Source organism: Pararhizobium sp. (genome assembly GCF_035497515.1).
Taxonomy (GTDB): domain Bacteria; phylum Pseudomonadota; class Alphaproteobacteria; order Rhizobiales; family Rhizobiaceae; genus Pararhizobium.
Genome location: NZ_DATJDJ010000248.1, coordinates 16,538 through 34,977 on the forward strand (window position 1 = coordinate 16,538; position 18,440 = coordinate 34,977).

Sequence of the window (18,440 nt, forward strand, 5' to 3'; positions counted from 1 at the left end):
AAAGTCGTTCTCTCCCAGGGAAGATATGGCCATCATGGGAGGTTGATAATGGAGCCTTCATTCGGTTTAATAGTGCCATGAAGGAACAAATTGGATTTGAGCGGTTAACCGGGCTGATCGCGTTCGCCCGCGCTGGTTCCCTGGGCAGCTACACTGCTGCTGCGCGCGTGCTGTCGGTATCGCCGTCCGCGATCAGCAAGAGCATCCAGCGGCTGGAGCGGCATCTCGGCGTCTCGCTGTTTACGCGCACGACACGTTCACTGACCCTCACGGCCGAGGGTCGCGATCTCCATGAGCGCGCGTTGCGGCTGCTGCGCGATGCTGAGGAAATCGAGCAGGTGGCAAAGACGGCCCGCGCCGAGCCTACCGGTACATTGCGCATTGCAACGTCATTGCCGATCGGTCTTCACGTGATCGCGCCGGCACTTCCGCAGTTTCGAAAGCTCCACCCGAAAGTGACGATCGACCTGCGACTGAGCGACCATATGATCGACCTCATCGAAGAGGGCATGGATCTCGCTGTCCGGATCGGTGACCTCGCCGACTCGCGCCTGCTGTCGCGGCGGCTTTCAGGACATCGGCTCTGTTGCTACGCATCGCCAGATTATCTGGCGATGCGCGGAACCCCAAAGCATCCCGGTGATCTGGATGGACATGATACGGTCAACCTGCGTTATCAAAACACAGGGCAGGTGTTTCGGTGGCCCTTCCGGATCGGGGAACGGGACATCGAGATCGTGCCGTCCTCCGGAATAGTCGTCGATGCAAGCGAGGCCGTCATAGCTACGATTGCTGCAGGCGGGGGAATTGGAATGGGCACGAGCTTCATGGTGGCCCCCTGGGTAAAACGCGGGGAGTTGATCCCCGTTCTGTCCGATTTCGCCGTGGAGCGGCATAATATCATCGCAGTCTGGCCCGAGAGCCGTCGCACCAATCCGGCTGTTCGCGCCTTTCTGACGCATCTCATCGCATTGTTCTAGCCTTCAGTGAGGGGCGTCTCGCGCCGTCCAGCGATCCTCGAGATACTCTCATATCGCCATGCTCTCGAAGAGGGGGCGGCGATATCGAATGTCCGCTTGAGTATTGCGCGATCATTCGCCGGGTCGATGGTTCGCATCCGTTGAAGGCGTTGGATGCCTATGGAATTTTTGATGCTTTGCGACAGGCCTGGATTTGCGTTAGCATGGTATCGTTCGTCCACTAGTGCGCCTTGTATTCAAGCGCAATTGAATAAACGGGATGAACGGTTCCAGAATTGCACAATTGAAGCAACCTTTGCGTGTCCGCCTATGCGCTTGGTGCTCTCGCCTCCTTGCCGACGGAAGGTCGTCGTGACATTGCTTCGTATGCACAATTTCGGAATACGCACCCGAATGCTGATGATAGGCCTGATCAACCTTGCAGGATTGGCTTTACTGGTGGCGGTCGCGCTCAATGCCATGCGGGACCAGATGATCGAGAGCCGTGTGAAAATGGTACGCAATCTGGCCGAAGTCGGCCGCAGCGTGATCCAGCGCCAGTATGACCTGTTCAGGCAGGGCGAAATCAGCGAGGACGAGGCAAAGAGGCGGGCGATCGGCGAATTACGCGCCATGCGCTATGCCAATGACGAATACTTTTTCATCGACGACTACAGGGGATATTCGGTCTTGCTGCCGATCAGGCCTGAACTGGAGGGTACCTATGTTCTGAGCTTGGTGGACGCGCAGGGACGATATTATGTCCAGGCCCAGCGGGATGCGGCGATGGCTGGTGGAGGCGTCGTGCGCTACGAATTCACCAAGCCTGGAACCATGCAACCCGGCGAGAAGCTTTCCTACGTGCTGCCGTTCCAGGACTGGGGCTGGTTTATCGCAACCGGCATCTATCTGGACGATGTCGACAAGGAGATCCGGGTGGTTTTCTGGCGGGCGGCCGGTTTCCTCGCTGCTATTGCCCTGGCTACAGGGCTATTGATCCACAGGCTTTCCCGCGGCATCACGGTCCCGCTTCGACATTTGACGGGCGTCATCAAGCGACTGACGGCGCACGACTACGATATTCAGGTGGCAGGGCAGGGCCGTGCCGACGAAGTGGGTGATATCGCCCGCGCTATCGAAACCTTCAAGCAGACCGGGCGGCTCTATGAAATCCTGCAGGCCGAATTGCGGGAGAGGGAAGAGCAAGCCCGCCTGGCAAGGGAAGCCGCGCTGGCCGACGAACGCGACAGCGCGGTGCGTCTCGAACAGACCGGCCGGTTGGTATCCATGGGCGAAATGGCGATGAGCCTTGCCCACGAACTTAACCAGCCGCTTGCGGCTGTAACCAATTATTGCATGGGTTGCGTGCGGCGGTTGGAGGACGGCACCGCTGAAACCCCGGCACTGCTGGAGGCGATGAAAAAGGCATCCGCGCAGGCGACGCGCGCCTCCAAGATCATCGCCCAGTTGCGCAAGTTCCTCCGCCGCAACGAACCCTCGCTCGAGGCCCAAGATATCGGCGATATCATTGATGAAACGGCTGCGATCGCCTCGCTCGAGGCCGGCCGGCATGGAATTTCGATCAAGACGCAGATCGCCGCCGAGGTGCCGCCGATCATGGCCGACAAGGTGATGATCGAGCAGGTGATCCTCAATCTTCTGCGCAATGCCGTGGAGGCGACCGTAGCCGCCGGCAAGGGTGCGCGCAGCATCCTGGTCAGCGCTTCGGTCGACGAGAAGGAGCGGATGGTCAACACGTCGGTGACCGATTTCGGTACCGGCATATCCCCGGCGGACCTTGTCCGCCTGTTCGAACCGTTCTTCACCACCAAGCAGCAGGGCATGGGGGTCGGCCTGAACATTTGCCGCTCGATTCTCGAATTTCATGGCGGGCGGATCTGGGTGGAGACCAATCCCGCCGGCGGAACGACCTTCAGCTTTTCCCTTCCCGTGGCAGGGACGCAATGATGCAAACGGCCAACACCCTGGAGCAGCATGTTTATGTCGTCGATGATGACGACGCATTCCGCGATTCACTCGTGTGGCTGCTCGAATCGAGTGAGCGTTCCGTCCGTGGATTTCCATCTGCGGAGGCGTTTCTCGAAATCTGCGATGAGGACATGGCCGGTTGCTTGCTGGTCGATATCCGCATGGCGGGCATGAGCGGACTGGAATTGCACGCGCGTCTGGTGGAGCGCGACATCATGCTGCCGACGATCGTTATCACCGGCCATGGCGATATGGCACTAGCTGTCACGGCGTTCCGACATGGCGCCGTCGACTTCGTGGAGAAGCCGCTGGATGACAGCTATCTACTGAAGCGCGTCGAGGCCTGTCTGAGGCAGGACAGCGAGAACAGAAAAGAACGCGACCGGGTCCATTTTCTCCACGACCGTCTTGCCACCTTGACCGCCCGCGAGCGGGACGTGTTCGATTGTGTGGTGGCCGGCAATCTCAACAAGCAGATTGCCGACATTCTCGGTATCAGCATCAAGACGGTAGAAGTGCACCGCAGCCGGGTCATGGAAAAGATGCAGGTCGCCAATGTCGCAGAACTGATCAAACTCGCCTTGCCGCCAGCCTGATCCCGAAAACGAAAACGGCGCAGCGGGTTGTCTCCCGCTGCGCCCATGTGTGTCGCCGGCAGAAATCAGCCGTCGAGTTCCGCGCCGCTGCGGTCCTTGGTGCAGGCAAGCGCGACCAGCGAAACGACGCCGCAGGCGATGATGAACACGCCAACGGGCACATAGCTGCCGTTGTAATGCGCCAGGAGTGCCGTGGCGATCAGCGGCAGGGGGCCGCCGACGATGGCCGCACCGACCTGATAGCCGAGTGAAACACCGGTATAGCGCACGTCCGCAGGAAAGCTCTCGGCGAACAATGTGCCGATCATTGCGCCATAGGCCGACCAGATCACCGAGAAGCCGACAATGACTGCCAGCGTTGCCAGAACCCAGGAACCCTGATTGAGCAGCCAGAAGTAGGGCAGGATGTAGATCATCATCGCCACCGTACCGAGCATGAACATCGCCTTGCGGCCGATGCGGTCCGAAATAGAGCCGAACAACAACATCATCGGCACTGCAATCAGGGCAGCAACCAGAACGATGTTCAGCGCCGCGACCCGCTGGTAGCCAAGGCCCACGAGATAGGAGATCGTGAACGTGGCGAACAGGAAGAAGGTCGATGTTTCGATGACCTTGGCGCCGATGACAACCAGAACGGCGCGCCAGTGGTGCTTCATTGTCTCGACAATCGGCACCCGCTTGGTGTTCTTTTTCGCAGCGACCTTCTTGAACGAAGGGGTTTCATCGACCCGGTTGCGGATCCACATGCCGAGGAAAACCAGAACGATCGAGAGGATGAACGGTATTCTCCAGCCGTAGGAGAGGAATGCCTCCTCCGAGAAGGTCACGCTGAGGACCGACGTCACGATATTGCCGAGCGCGAGGCCGATCAACGCGCCCGTCTGCGGAACGGCGCCGTAGAAGCCACGCTTTTTCTTTGGAGCATATTCCACGGCGAGCAGCACGCCGCCGCCCCATTCACCGCCCAGAGCGAGGCCCTGGAACAGGCGCAGGATCGTCAGCAGAATGGGGGCCCAGACGCCGATTTGCGCGTAGGTCGGCAGCAGCCCCATGAGAACTGTCGAGATACCCATGATGGCGAGGGTGATGACCAGCGTTTGCTTGCGGCCTATACGGTCGCCGATATGGGCGAAGACGATGCCTCCGATCGGACGAATCAGAAAGGCAAGCGCAAAGGACGCCAGCGCCAGCAATTGACTGGTGACCGGATCGTCCGACGGGAAGAACAGGTTACCGAAGACGATGGCCGACATCGTGCCGTAAAGGAAGTAGTCGTACCATTCGATCACGCTGCCGACGGCGCTGCCGAACAGGGCGCGGCGCCGATCGGATTCCGGAACCGGCGTGTCGCCAGACACTGGCCCTGATTGTATTTCCTCGAAAGTTGTCATTGTTCGTTTCCTCCAGGTAGGGAATGTATTGGGCGCTCAGGCCGCTTTGCCTTTGAGCAGGTCGAGCGCTACATCGATGATCATGTCCTCTTGTCCGCCGACCATGCGGCGGCGGCCGAGTTCGATAAGAATCTCCCGGGTATCGACGCCATATTGTTTCGAGGCGTTCTCGGCGTGGCGCAAGAAGCTCGAATAGACGCCGGCGTAGCCGAGCGAGAGGCTTTCACGATCGACCCGCACCGGCCGATCCTGCAGCGGACGCACCAGATCGTCAGCGGCATCCATCAGCTTGAAGAGGTCGCAACCCGTCTCAATGCCCTTGCGGTTGAGTACGGCGATCAGGGCTTCGAGCGGCGCATTGCCAGCGCCTGCACCCATGCCGGCGAGCGAGGCATCGACGCGTACCGCACCAGCTTCGATCCCGGCCACGGCATTGGCAACGCCCATCGTGAGATTGTGATGGGTGTGTACGCCGATTTCCGTTTTCGGCTTCAGCGCATCGCGCAATGCGGTGACGCGCTCGACATATTGCTCGGGAAGAAGCGCGCCGGCGGAATCCGTGACATAAACGCATTCGGCGCCATAGCTTTCCATCAGCCTGGCCTGTTCGACCAGCTTGGCAGGATCGGCCATGTGCGACATCATCAGGAAGCCCACAGAATCCATCCCGAGTGTGCGGGCCGCTTCGATGTGCTGGCGCGAAACGTCCGCTTCCGTGCAATGGGTTGCGATGCGCACCGAACGCGCACCAGCCTGATAGGCCTCCTTGAGGTCATGAACCGTACCAATGCCCGGGATGAGCAGGACGGTCACAGCCGCATGGCTGCAGACATCGCTGACGGCGGCGATCCATTCAAGGTCGCTTTGCAGGCCGAAACCATAGGTGAATGTCGAACCCGCGAGACCATCGCCATGGCTGATCTCGATTGCATCGACCTTCGCCGCGTCGAGCGCCCGGGCGATCTTCTGCACATTCTCTATCGTGTATTGATGACGGATGGAGTGCATGCCGTCCCGCAGGGTAACGTCCTGGATATAGAGCTTGTCGGGATTTGCGCGCGCCATTATGCGGCCTCCTTTGCGAGGGCCCGGGCGGCCCAGTGATCGGCCGTGACAAGTGCTGCCGATGTCATGATGTCGAGGTTGCCCGCATAGGCGGGGAGATAGTGGGCGGCGCCTTCGACCTCGAGCAGGATCGTCGTCTTCAGGCCGGATACGGCACCGATGCCGGGGATGCGCACAGGGGCGTTGTCGCCGATCACCTCGAACTGCACTTTCTGCTTGAGCCGATAGCCCGGCACATAGGCCTGGACCGTCTTGACCATGTCGAGGATGGAGGCTTCGATGGCATCGCGGTCGCCGCCCTGGGAGAGCACGAAGACAGTGTCGCGCATGATGACCGGCGGCGCGGCCGGATTGAGCACGATGATCGCCTTGCCGCGCTCCGCGCCGCCGAGAATCTCGATTGCCCTGGACGTCGTTTCGGTGAATTCGTCGATATTGGCACGGGTGCCGGGTCCGGCCGAAAGCGAGGAAATCGATGCAACGATCTCGCCATAGACGACGCGTTCGGTCGCGCGCTTGACCGCGTAGACCATCGGGATTGTCGCCTGTCCGCCACAGGTCACCATGTTGACATTCGGTTCGTCAATATTGGCATCGCCATTGATGGCCGGAATGGTAAAGGGGCCGATAGCTGCGGGCGTCAGGTCGATGACCTTCTTGCCGTCGCGTTGCAGCAGCGCATTGTTCAAAACATGCGCCTTTGCCGACGTTGCATCGAACACCACCTGGATATCACGGTATTCCGGAAGCTTCAGAAGTCCCTCGATCCCCTCATGGGTAACCGCAACGCCGAGCCGGCTGGCGCGCGCCAGCCCGTCCGAATTGGGATCGATGCCGACCATCGCGCCCATCTCGATATTTTTCGAGGTGCGCATGATCTTGATCATCAGGTCGGTGCCGATATTGCCCGAGCCGATGATGGCGCATTTCACTTTCGCCATGTTCATTCCTTCTCACTCTGAAACGGGGACGCATAGCTTTGCTGAGCATCCGTCATTCGGTTCAACGCAGAGGAATTGTCGCGAGAAAGCGGTAGGATCGTTCCCTTCGGGCAAATGGTCCTCGATGGACGTTTGCACGCTATAGCAAGGAATGGCCTTCGATCGGCTTGGTGCAGCAAATCCTCCCGATTTGCGTCTTGGTGTCGCTATATTAGGAACTGGGGCTGCCGGAAATTGGGGTTAACCCCTATACGCCGATGCAAATCGGGAGATGGAGTTGCTCCAACTGAAGATGTCAGGCCACCATTCAACATGGCCGGCCTTTGTGGACAGGGTGGTGGCAAAGGGTTTTGTCGGAAACATTTGAAAAGGCTGCGGCGACGGCTATTTCTGGACGCAGTTATGCGGCAAGTGCAGCGAATTGCCCAGATGCCGATTGGCGGTTCGCTGGAAATTGATGCTTTCGGAACATGTAAGCCACTTCGATGCCATCCAGGGTCAATGGTTTCTTCGGCGGGTTCTCAAGACCCGCCGAGAGCCCTATCCTCGGCCGCGATATAACCATCGCTACAAAGCGTAACTTAAAAAACCCGCACCCTTAGAGGGAAGAGGCATCGACGAGGCTTTTCATCATGGCCTGCAGGATGATCACCGCAGACGCCGCCCCTGGATCCATGTGACCGAGCGAGCGTTCGCCAAGCCGGGCTGCTCTTCCTCTCGCCGCGACCATCGAACGTGTTGCGCTGGCGCCGGCCGCCGCCGCATCCGTAAGATCGGTCCACATGGTGGCAGCATCCGCGCCGCCCGATTGTGCTTTGATAGCCGCCTCGGTTGCCGGAAACCATGCGTCCAGCATGGTCTTGTCGCCACGCTGTCCTTTTCCGCGTTCCTGTATGCCGGCTGTCATTGCTTCAATCATGGCAACCTGGTTTGCCAGCGACAGCGACTGATCTGCTTCCATAATTTTCGCTGCCTTTAGAAAAGCGCTTGCATAGAGAGGACCGGTTGATGCACCCACTGCGTTCAGGAATGCCGATGCGGCGCTCGTAAACACGGAAGAGGCCGTCGCGATGTCGAGGTCCATGCCCGATAATTCGGTTTTCACAGCATTGAATCCGAGCGACATCGTGATTCCATGGTCCGCATCGCCGATCGCGCCATCCAGAGCCGTCAGGCGATCCTTCTCCGCATCAATTGCGACGGAGATATCGCTGAACATTCGACTTAGAACACGCGCCGCATCTACAGTCATGACATCCTCCCTGGACCAGATGTATTTCACCCGATCCCCTGATACTCAATTGATTTTAAGCGTGGCACCATCGCAGGGATGGTTCAGAAGCGTGGTCAATTCGTCATCGAGATGCAATATCGAGATCGATGCACCCGCCATGTCGAGCGAAGTACAATAATGTCCCACCCAGTTCGCATCGATGGTGATGCCCTTCGCGCCAAGTCGCTGCTCCACTCTCCTGAATAGAATATAGAGTTCCATGAGCGGCGTGGCTCCGAAGGAGTTGACGAGGACCGCGACGCGATCGCCGGTGACCGGTTTCATTTCGGAAAAGATGCGATCGATGACCCTGTCCGTGATGGCATCCGCTGTCATCATCTTCTCGCGAACGACACCGGGCTCACCATGAATACCCATGCCAAACTCGATCTCGTCCGGACCGATGGCGAAATTCTGCAGTCGGGTCTGCGGCATCGAGCATGGTTCGAGAGCAACCCCGACGGTATAAGTATGCGCATTGGCCTTGCGTGTCAGAGCCTCGCATTTGGCAAGCGGGAATCCGAGATCGCAGGCAGCACCGGCAATCTTGAAGACGAAGAGGTTGCCGGCGACACCGCGCCTGCCCTCGCGATCCTCCAGCGATGATGAGGCGATGTCATCGGTTGTGAGCACCGTTCGGACCGGAATGCCCTTGGCTTCCGCCATTTCGGCCGCCATCTCGAAGTTCATGACGTCGCCTGCGTAGTTCCCGTAGACGAACAGCACGCCTTCTCCGCCGGAGGCTGCTTCCGTGCATCGCAGAATAGGACCCGGCGGCGGTGACGAGAAAATATTTCCGATGGCGACTGCATCGGCCAGGCCCTTTCCGACGTAACCGTAGAACCCGGGTTCATGGCCGGCGCCACCACCGATCACGAGGCCGACTTTGCCCGGTCTCGGTCCGTTGCGAGCAACCAGGGCGCGACGGGATTTATCGATCGGATGGAGATGACGCGCGTGCGCCTTGACGATCCCGTCAAGCATTTCATCGACGACGTTGTCCGGAATGTTGAGGAACTTCTTGACATGGGTCCTGTGGATGGCCGGCGGGGTGATCGGTTGATCGTCGGCTTTCGCACGGTGCGCGCTTCTCCGATCGACTTCGGGCGCCCCGTCGGCATTGAGAATGCCGCGCGCGGTCGCTGCATCGGTAATCAGTACATTGGCATACCCCCCGCGAAGCGCTGCAAGGATTGCCGGGACCTTGTCGAAACCGCCCGCGACCGCGATACGCAGCTTGATGTTCTTGAGCATGTCCAGGGAAATGCCGATCGTCCGGTCATCGAGAGGTCCGGAAATGGCGCGACCGTGGCCATCGATGAAACGGCCGGCGACAACCCCGACGGCGTTTCTGGCGAGATAGTCCTGCAGGGAAACGGACTCGAAAAATCCGCTCGTATGGATGGTTGAGTTGGGACGGAGCGACGAGATGCCGAAGAGCGCCTTGTTTGCGCGCGACAGGATCTCGAACTGGCTTTCAATCAACGGTTCGCGCAGGAGCATGTCGCGGATATCGGCCGACGATACGATGGCCGGGGCCGAAATGTTGATCAGCTTGCCTGCGACGGCATCGGCGATCGAGGATGCGCAAAGCTCTGGTGTATAGACAAAACTTGCCCGCGTGCCGCCGGTCGCCTGAACCACTGTCACGTCCTGCAGGCCCGCAGCGACTGTGCGTTCCCCGACGGCAAGCACCGTGCGGCCCCAGGCGACCGCGATCGTATCTCCCGACTTGAGAAGACGCTGGAGCGCCTGTGCGCCAGCGCCGCCAAGCCGTTCAATGAGCGGACGGGCGTTGTCGTCGCTAGGAACGACAAGGCAGTCCACCAGATTAAAGTGACGTTTGAGTTCCTGCGCAACGGTCAACGAGGCCAGTCGCGCCGGCTCTATGGAAATATTGACGATGCCCCTTTCCCTGGCTTCCGCAAGGTAGCTGTTGACCGTGGCGCGCGAGATGCCCATGGCATCGGCGATGTCGCCTTGCGTCATGCCGTCTTCATAATACAGCCAGCAAGCCCAGACATAAGGATCGTCACCGTAACGCAACGGCATTGCGTCAAACGTTTCGGACAGGTTGTTCTTGCCTGCTGCGTTCTTTCGTTGCTGTGATGGTTTCACCGTCATCTAAACGCGCCGTCGCCCCACTGTCTGATCGCGAGGATGGAAGCAATATCAGCACTTTGCAAGAGCCGCCACCCATCTCGGCAGTGCGGCGGGCGATCGGCCCGTGAGGAGCCCGATCGCCCGGCCTTGGGAGCGGCTGAGGATCTTTCCAAATCCTTCAATATCGGATCAGTGCAGCCTGTCTTTCGCCGCGAGAGACAGTTCTTTCAGAATGATCGCGCACGACGTTGCGCCTGCATCGAGGACACCGAGCGAGCGTTCACCGAGACGTGCCGATCGGCCGATTTTCGCAACCAGATTGAGGGTCGAATCCCGGCCCGTTTCAGCCGCCTCGACAAGGTTGCCGAGTGCGCTGTCGAACGATGCTCCGGATGCGATCGCACCGTCGAAGGCCTCGATGGCCGGCACCAGAGCGTCCAGAAGGGTCTTGTCGCCGACTTTTGCAGAGCCGATGGACTGGATGCCTTCGAGACCGGCATGCAGCATGGTGCTGAACGTATCCGGGCTTATGTCTTCCTGCCCTTCCAGTTTCTCGCCAAATTCGGTGAACATGACGCCGTAGAGCGGTCCCATAGAGCCACCGATTTCGTTCATGAGGACGGAGCCGAGAAGGTCGAAAGATTTCCCCAGGGTCATGTCCTGGCCTTTCAACCGTTCCGCGGCGATGCCAAAACCCTTCGCCATGTTGACGCCGTGGTCTCCGTCGCCGATCTTGCCGTCGATCTCGCTCAGGTAAGCGCGATTTTCAACGATGCGGTCGGCGATCTGGAGAACGATCGGCGCGCCCGCGGTATTCTTGAATGTTTGCATGGCCGGTTCCTCTCAAAGCTTCACGGTGCAGTCGGTTTCGACTTCGAGAAGCGCTTTCGTTTCTTCGTCGAGCGCGAAAACCGTCAGTGTCGCACCAACCATCTCAAGCGATGTGAAATAGTTGCCGATATAGGTCTTGTGAATGATCAGGCCGCGAGCGACGATCTCCGCCTCGATCGTATCGTGCAGGATATAGAGTTCATTGAGGGGCGTGGCGCCGAGACCCGAGACCAGAACGGCAACCTCTGTCCCGGCAGCCAGGTCGTGATCGTCCAGCACGATCTTGCACATATCCCTGGCGATGGCGTCTGCCGTTTTCAGCGGCTCGACACGCACACCCGGCTCTCCATGATGGCCGATACCCACTTCCATCGTGCCGGGTTCGATCTGGAAATTTGGGTGTCCGACCGCGGGCAGCGTGCAGGGGCCGAGGCCGACGCCCACCGATCGGCAATTGTCGATTGCCTTCTGGGCCACGGCCCTGACGTCTTCGAGGTTGCCGCCCAGCGATGCCTTGGCACTGCCGATCTTCCACATGAATATTTCGCCGGCGACGCCGCGCCGTTTCTCTCTTTCGTGGAGTGGTGCCGAACATACGTCGTCGTTGGCAACAACGGTTGCGACGTCGATACCGTCCTTGGCGGCGAGCCTGACCGCCATTTTGACGTTCATGTTGTCGCCGGCATAATTGCCGTAAAGGCAGACGACGCCAGCGCCGCCATCGGCCTCATGGATCGCGTCGTGAAAGCTCTTCGCCGTCGGGGACGAAAACAGTTCACCAACGGCGACCGCATCGAGCATGTTCTTGCCGGTATATCCCATGAAACCGGGCTCGTGACCGGAGCCACCGCCGGTGACGACACCGACCTTGCCGGCGACCGGCGCGCCCTTGGCGACGATGACCCGCGGATTCTTGCCCAAGCGAAGGATGTCGGAATGCGCCTTGACGAAGCCTTTCACGGTGTCTTCAACGACAAGATCCGGATCATTGATAAAACGTTGCATAATGTCTCCTTGGAAATCCGAGGCGTCGTCGCTCAGAGAATGGTATAGCCGCCGTCGATCAGCAGATCGGCGCCATTGATCATGTTCGCTCCAGCCGAAACCAAAAAAACGGCGGCGGCTGCGACTTCTTCCGGATAGGCGAACCGGCCCGTCGGAATTCTCTTTTTGGCAGCTTCGCCCTTTTCGCCGGCCCAGGCTTTCTTGCCCAGTTCCGTCAGCACGACGGTCGGCGATATGGTGTTGACGCAGATTCCGTATTTGCCCCATTCGGCGGCAAAAGTTTTGGACATGCCGATGACGCCGAACTTTGAAGCGCAGTAGGCAACATGCTCCTCGATCGCGACCGTGCCGGCCTGGGAGGCCATATTGACGATCTTGCCGCCCTTGCCGGCAGCGATCATCGCGCGCCCGACCGCCTGGGTCACAAGGAAGCTGCCCTTGAGATTGATATTGATCGTCCTGTCCCAATAATCCAGCGACAGGTCTTCGGCAGGGGCCAGATAGACGACGCCGGCGCTGTTGACGGCAATATCGATATTGCCGAAGGCAGCAAGAACATCCGCCACGGCCTTGTTGACGGAGTCCACATTGGAGACGTCACATACGAAGGGCTTGGCTCCGTTGCCCAGCGCGTCGGCCTTCAGCTTGGCGACATCGGCATTGATATCGAGCACCGCAACGGTGGCCCCCTTCGAAGCGAAGGCTTCAGCTATGGCTGCGCCGATACCGGACGCGCCACCGGTGACAAGTGCGATCTTGCCCGTCAGCGGGAAATTGAGATCAATCTGGGGAGCTGTGTCGGTCATCTTTTCCACTCTCGGTCTGTCGAGATCGGGGCGGCATAGCCGCCCCTTTCGCTGTTCTGTTACTTGCGCGTTTCCAGCAGCTTGTCGGCATTTTCCGGTGTGACCTGCGTCCACGGAACGAGATAGATCTTTTCCTTGCCGTCAGCCCACTTCATTTCCGGATATTGCGTCCAGACTGTCGATACCGGTTCGTAGTCCGGCTTCGCCGCCTTGATGGCGACGTCGAGCGCGCCCTGTGCCTGGGCGATACCGTCCTGCAGAACGGAAGCCATCTGACCCGCCTTGACGGCGTTGATCGCATCCGTCACGCCGTCAACGCCGGCGATGGCGAAGTCGGATACGTTCAGGTTTGCCGCCTTGATGGCTTCGATCGCACCCAATGCCATTTCGTCGTTCTGGCCGATGACGCCATTGATCTGACCGGGGTGAGCCGTCAGCCAGTTTTCCATCAGCGTCTGTGCTTCCGCACGCGACCAGTTCGCCGTCTGCGTTTCGAGAACCTTGACGTCCGGGCAAGCCTTCAGGGCTTTTTCATTGCCCTCGAGGCGCTGGATCTGGCCGGACTGGCCGATCGGTCCTTCGAGGATGACGAGGTTACCCTTGCAACCCATCTTGTCCAGAACGGCCTTGGCTTCCATTTCACCGGCCAGAACGTCGTTCGAGCCGACATAGGAGGTGAGCAGGTCGGAGTTGACGCGGGCGTTCGAGCCGACGACCGGGATGCCTGCGTCATGGGCGGCCTGGACGGCCGCTGCACCGGCTTCAACATCCATCGGCACGAAGATGATCGCGTCGAATTTCTGCGTGATCATCGTGTTGAACTGTTCCTGCTGAACAAGCGCGTCGTAGCGGCCGTCGAAGACGGTCAGTTCGACATCGCCGCTCTTGACGGCGGGATGTTCCTTCAGTGCGGCCGACCAAAGCTGCATGAATTCGGCATTGAGGCCGTAGGTCGTGGCGCCGATCTTGAGTTTCTTGTCCTGCGCCATTGCCGCCGGGGCCGCGAGGATCGCAGCGCTTGCAAGCAGACCAATCAGCAGTTTCTTCATCTCGTTCTCCTCCATTGAGAATTCCGGCCACCATTATGGTGCGCCGCTTCATTGCGAGCTGCGTCCGCAACCCGAATTTTGTCACTGACCCTGATTTCGTTTTTGATCGAGCATCACGGCGCCGACGATCAGCGCGCCCTTGAGGACCTGCTGGTAGTAGGACTGGATGCCAAGCAGATCGAGGCCGTTGTTCATCACGCCGATAATCAGCGCGCCGATCAAGGTGCCGGTCACGCGCCCGACGCCGCCGGACAGGCTGGTCCCGCCGATGACGACGGCGGCGATCGCGTCGAGTTCGTAGGCGACACCGGCTTGTGGCAGTGCCGATCCGGTGCGGGCCGACAGCATCATGCCTGCAAGCCCGGAAAGAGCGCCCGATATCGTGTAGACCAGGAAACGGATGCGGGTAACGTTGATGCCGGATGTCTTTGCCGCATGAGGATTTCCGCCAACGGCATAGATGTAGCGTCCAAATCGGGTCCGGTTGAGAACCCACCAGGATACGAAGAACACCACGGCGAGAATGATGACGGGCATCGGGATGCCGATGATGTTGCCGGTCCCGATCCAGCGGAAGTCGGGTATCAGGCCGGGAACCGGCTTGCCGCCGCCATAGATCAACGTCATCCCGCGCGCCGCCGACAGCATGCCGAGCGTTGCCACGAAGGCAGGCACCGCGAAACGCGAGACGATGATCCCGACGATCGTACCGCAGGCAAGGCCGACCAGGATGCCGGCGGCAAGCGCGACAGGCGCGGGGTAGGGCGCGCCGAACACGCCGGCTGTCGCAGAGGTCGTTGCGAGGCTGCCGCTGACGATCCCGGCCAGCGCCACGACCGAGCCGACGGAAAGGTCGATGCCGCGTGTCAGGATGACGAATGTCATGCCGATGGCGAGCACGCCGTTGATCGAAGTCTGCAGAAGAATGTTCGATATGTTTCCGGACGTCAGAAAGTATTCGTTCGATAGCGACAGAATGAAGGACAAGAGGAGAAAGGCTAGAAAGATGCCATATTCCTGGATGAGCAATCTGCGGCGGTCCGAGCTGAACCAGCTGGTGGCTGTCTTGTTATCTGAGAGGGACACTTTTCTTACCTTTTAACGAACCGATCGACTGCGTTGGTTTGCGTGGGACGCGATCTATGTGGACATGTGCACAAGCGTTTCGGCATTGGCCTCAGCTCGCCCGCAGATACCGGTAGAGCGACCGTCGCGCATCACGAGGATCCGGTCGGACATTCCAAGAACCTCATCGATTTCGGATGAAATCATGATGACCGTGCCGCCCGCGGCCGCAAAATCACAGATGATCCGGTAAATTTCGCGTTTCGCGCCGACATCGACGCCCCGTGTCGGCTCGTCGAGCAGGAGGACTTTCGGATCGCGCAGAAACCATTTTCCAAGCACGACTTTTTGTTGGTTGCCGCCTGACAGGCCCGAAACGGGCATCGTGTCCCGGGCTGCCTTGATGCCGAAATGGGAAACCATGCGCGTGCTTGCCGCCTGCTCCTCGCGGCGGCGCATCACGAAATTGGGGCTCATCTCCGGCAGGCTCGCCATGGCGATATTGCCGCGCACGCTGTCATCGAGATTGAGGCCGGTGAGTTTGCGATCCTCGGTCACGAAGGCGATGCCATGTTTCATGGCTTCGGCCGGCCTGGAAACGGTGATCGGCTCACCATGCAACCGCAGCGAAACGGTGTCGGGCTTGTCGAGGCCAAACAGGCAATTGAAGATTTCCGTGCGCCCCGAGCCCATCAGCCCGTAAATCCCGAATATCTCCCCCTTTCTGGCAGAAAAGGAGATGTCTTCGATCTTGCCGGATGCAGTCAGCCCCGAGACTTCAAAGCCGATATCGTCGGTGGGCACGTTGGTCTTGATATATTCTTCGCCGAGGTCACGGCCGACGATCATTCGGATCAGGCTCTGCCGATCGATCTGGGCGAGCTCGCCACTGCCGACATAGCTGCCATCGCGAAACACCGTATAGGCGTCGGCGATCTGAAAGATTTCCGAGAGCCGGTGCGAGACGTAGACGACACCCTTTCCTGCGGCCTTCAGACGGACGATGGTCTTGAAAAGCTGTTGTGCTTCCTTTTCGCCGATCGCGGATGTCGGCTCGTCCATGAAGATGACCTCGGCATCATGGCTGAGCGCCTTGGCGATCTCGACCAGCTGCATCTGCGCCACCGAGAGGTTCATCATGTACTGGTTGGCGCGGATGTCGAATTCGAGCTGATCGAGCAGCAACTGCGCGTTCTGGTTCATGGTCTTGAAATCGATGCCGCCAAACCGCCCCGAAGGCTCGCGCCCCAGATAGATGTTCTCGGCGACGGTCATGTGGGGAACAGGACTGAGTTCCTGCTCGATGATGGCGATCCCGGATGCCAACGCATCGCCGGGGCTGGAAAAATCAACGTCAAGTCCGTTGCGGCGAATGGCGCCGGCGTCCCGCTTGTGGATACCCATGAGAATTTTGAGGAAAGTCGATTTTCCGGCGCCGTTGCCGCCACACAGTGCATGGACAGAGCCGGCTGCCAGTTGAAAGCGACCGTCCTTGAGCGCGGAAACACCGCTGAATGATTTTTTCAACCCCTCGACATCAAGAAGATAATTCATGTGTCGCCCCTCCCTGCTGACCGGTGGTCTCTTTCGAGGTTCCGATGATGCGGCGCCCAGCTCCGATCAGATGCTTCTTCTTACATTATTCAGTTAGATGTCGACACTTGTCAATATGGTTTGATCTGGTAAGGATATCTTAGGATAATTTGCCGCGAACGTTCGCTTGATACGCGCCGGCGACTTGAAGGAAAATGGTGCGTGAATGAGAGGGGCAATCGCCGTGTTTGGCTGTTTGTGGAGTTCCCATAGTCAGCCGGGCTTGCAAATCCCGGAGTTTGATCGGCGGCTTTTTCGTTGCGGCCGATCATGGTCCTATGCGTCTTCGAGCCGCATATAAATTGTCAAAAACACCATCGTCTTGTCGCTTGCGGCGATGGTAGATGGTGCCTTCGCTTGGGCCGATTCAGGCCTTGTCGCAATCCGGGGCGGAGATCCTCGGGTTTGGAAGCAGATACAGATCAATGGATGGATGAAAATGGCAATGCAACGTGCACTTGTTCTAGAGCGTCAGCACGAACTGGCACTTCGTGATATTGACTTGCCGGCAAACACCGGCCCGGGCCAGGTGAAAATCAAGATCCATACTGTTGGCGTGTGTGGATCGGACGTTCACTATTACACCCATGGCAAGATTGGGCCCTTCGTCGTCAACGAGCCCATGGTGCTCGGACACGAGGCCGCTGGTACGGTCATCGAGGTCGGCGAGGGCGTCACCCATCTGACAGTCGGCGATCGCGTATGCATGGAGCCCGGTATTCCCGATCCGAATTCCAAGGCGAGCCGGCTTGGCATGTACAATATCGATCCTGCCGTCGCCTTCTGGGCGACGCCACCTGTCCACGGTGTGCTGACACCCGAAGTCGTTCATCCGGCCAACTACACTTTCAAGCTGCCTGACAATGTCAGCTTTGCTCAGGGCGCGATGGTCGAGCCCTTTGCTGTCGGCATGCAGGCGGCTACCAAGGCAAAGATCGCGCCCGGGGATACGGCTGTTATCCTGGGTGCCGGGCCGATCGGGACCATGGTGGCGATTGCTGCTCTCGCCGGAGGTTGCGCACGCGCGATCGTGGCGGACCTTGCCCAGCCGAAGCTTGATATCGCTGCCCAGTACCAGGGCGTGATTCCCGTCAACATCAGCGAGACGAACCTCGCCGCCGAAGTCAACCGGTTGACCGACGACTGGGGCGCGGACGTGATCTTCGAGTGCTCAGGTTCGCCGAAAGCATGGGAGACGCTCATGCAACTCGTTCGCCCAGGCGGGACGATCGTCGCCGTGGGTCTTCCCGTCAATCCGGTCGCCTTCGATGTTTCGACCGCCACCACCAAGGAACTCCGGATCGAGACGGTATTTCGCTACGCCCACCAGTACGAGCGTTCGATCGCGCTGCTCGCCTCGGGTCGCGTGGATCTCAACCCGCTGATCTCGGAAACGTTCACGTTTGAAAATTCGATTGCGGCGTTCGACCGTGCAGTCGAGGCGCGGCCCTCCGATGTCAAGCTGCAGATCGTATTGGACGGTGACGGATTTTAAGTGCCAGAAAAGAGCTGCGTAAAGGTGGCTTGGCTTATCCTGCACTGCGTGCGGCGCGGCCGAACCGGTTTCTCCGTGGGAAAGCCGATGGTCATCGCCGGTCGCAACCTTGTCCCGGATAAGTGCGATCGGCGTACGCTGCGGTGGATCTACAGGCTCTTTCCACTTTCCGTGTCGAACACGTAGACCAGGTTGTGGTCGATGCCGGCGCGAAACGGCGTGCCGTGACGGGCTGGATGATCTCCGTCGACGACGGCGGTCATCTGCTGACCGGCA

General features: G+C 59.3%; 15 protein-coding genes. 4 read left to right on the forward strand and 11 right to left on the reverse strand.

Annotation, left to right across the window (positions count from 1 at the left end):
- The first annotated feature begins 77 nt into the window (after positions 1–77).
- The 3 genes from VL202_RS25870 to VL202_RS25880 all read left to right on the forward strand — a co-directional run bounded on the left by VL202_RS25870 (position 78) and on the right by VL202_RS25880 (position 3,544).
- Positions 78–980 carry a LysR family transcriptional regulator gene (locus tag VL202_RS25870; RefSeq protein WP_325466924.1) on the forward strand — a complete coding sequence of 301 codons (903 nt, stop codon included), beginning with the start codon at positions 78–80 and terminating at the stop codon, positions 978–980.
- A 159-nt stretch (positions 981–1,139) separates the two neighbouring features.
- Complete coding sequence (locus VL202_RS25875) at positions 1,140–2,927, forward strand: cache domain-containing protein (RefSeq protein WP_325466925.1); 1,788 nt, start codon at positions 1,140–1,142, stop codon at positions 2,925–2,927.
- Positions 2,927–3,544, forward strand: coding sequence for a response regulator transcription factor (locus VL202_RS25880; protein ID WP_325466926.1), 618 nt, complete (start codon positions 2,927–2,929; stop codon positions 3,542–3,544). The genes VL202_RS25875 and VL202_RS25880 overlap by 1 nt, the downstream gene beginning before the upstream one ends.
- 65 nt (positions 3,545–3,609) lie before the next feature.
- Here VL202_RS25880 and VL202_RS25885 read toward each other — a convergent pair whose 3' ends face one another.
- From VL202_RS25885 to VL202_RS25935, 11 genes are all read right to left on the reverse strand, one after another.
- A complete protein-coding gene (locus tag VL202_RS25885) occupies positions 3,610–4,938 on the reverse strand; it encodes an MFS transporter (RefSeq protein WP_325466927.1) in 1,329 nt (442 codons plus the stop codon).
- A 36-nt stretch (positions 4,939–4,974) separates the two neighbouring features.
- The gene (gene dmpG, locus VL202_RS25890) at positions 4,975–6,003 is read right to left on the reverse strand and encodes a 4-hydroxy-2-oxovalerate aldolase (protein ID WP_325466928.1); all 1,029 of its coding nucleotides are present in this window, start codon (positions 6,001–6,003) and stop codon (positions 4,975–4,977) included.
- Positions 6,003–6,944, reverse strand: coding sequence for an acetaldehyde dehydrogenase (acetylating) (locus tag VL202_RS25895; RefSeq protein WP_325466929.1), 942 nt, complete (start codon positions 6,942–6,944; stop codon positions 6,003–6,005). The genes dmpG and VL202_RS25895 overlap by 1 nt, the downstream gene beginning before the upstream one ends.
- Positions 6,945–7,542: 598 nt before the next feature.
- Positions 7,543–8,196 carry a dihydroxyacetone kinase subunit DhaL gene (gene dhaL, locus VL202_RS25900; RefSeq protein WP_325466930.1) on the reverse strand — a complete coding sequence of 218 codons (654 nt, stop codon included), beginning with the start codon at positions 8,194–8,196 and terminating at the stop codon, positions 7,543–7,545.
- Between the two features lie 45 nt (positions 8,197–8,241).
- Positions 8,242–10,341: a bifunctional sugar-binding transcriptional regulator/dihydroxyacetone kinase subunit DhaK gene (locus tag VL202_RS25905; RefSeq protein ID WP_325466931.1), complete on the reverse strand. Its 2,100-nt coding sequence runs from the start codon at positions 10,339–10,341 to the stop codon at positions 8,242–8,244.
- A 168-nt stretch (positions 10,342–10,509) separates the two neighbouring features.
- Positions 10,510–11,151, reverse strand: coding sequence for a dihydroxyacetone kinase subunit DhaL (dhaL, locus tag VL202_RS25910; RefSeq protein WP_325466932.1), 642 nt, complete (start codon positions 11,149–11,151; stop codon positions 10,510–10,512).
- Positions 11,152–11,163: 12 nt separating this feature from the next.
- Entirely contained in the window at positions 11,164–12,156 is a 993-nt protein-coding gene (locus VL202_RS25915) for a dihydroxyacetone kinase subunit DhaK (RefSeq protein ID WP_325466933.1), read from the reverse strand.
- 32 nt (positions 12,157–12,188) lie between these two features.
- Positions 12,189–12,962, reverse strand: coding sequence for a GolD/DthD family dehydrogenase (locus VL202_RS25920; RefSeq protein ID WP_325466934.1), 774 nt, complete (start codon positions 12,960–12,962; stop codon positions 12,189–12,191).
- A 59-nt stretch (positions 12,963–13,021) separates the two neighbouring features.
- Positions 13,022–14,011 (reverse strand): substrate-binding domain-containing protein, encoded by a 990-nt coding sequence (locus tag VL202_RS25925; RefSeq protein ID WP_325466935.1) that lies wholly within the window; start codon positions 14,009–14,011, stop codon positions 13,022–13,024.
- Positions 14,012–14,092: 81 nt separating this feature from the next.
- On the reverse strand, positions 14,093–15,097 hold the full coding sequence (locus tag VL202_RS25930) for an ABC transporter permease (protein ID WP_325466936.1): 1,005 nt from the start codon (positions 15,095–15,097) through the stop codon (positions 14,093–14,095).
- A 54-nt stretch (positions 15,098–15,151) separates the two neighbouring features.
- Positions 15,152–16,630 (reverse strand): sugar ABC transporter ATP-binding protein, encoded by a 1,479-nt coding sequence (locus tag VL202_RS25935; RefSeq protein WP_325466937.1) that lies wholly within the window; start codon positions 16,628–16,630, stop codon positions 15,152–15,154.
- Positions 16,631–17,108: 478 nt separating this feature from the next.
- On the opposite strand from VL202_RS25935, the gene VL202_RS25940 reads away from it, so the two are divergent.
- A complete protein-coding gene (locus VL202_RS25940) occupies positions 17,109–18,164 on the forward strand; it encodes an NAD(P)-dependent alcohol dehydrogenase (protein WP_325466938.1) in 1,056 nt (351 codons plus the stop codon).
- Positions 18,165–18,440 lie beyond the last annotated feature (276 nt).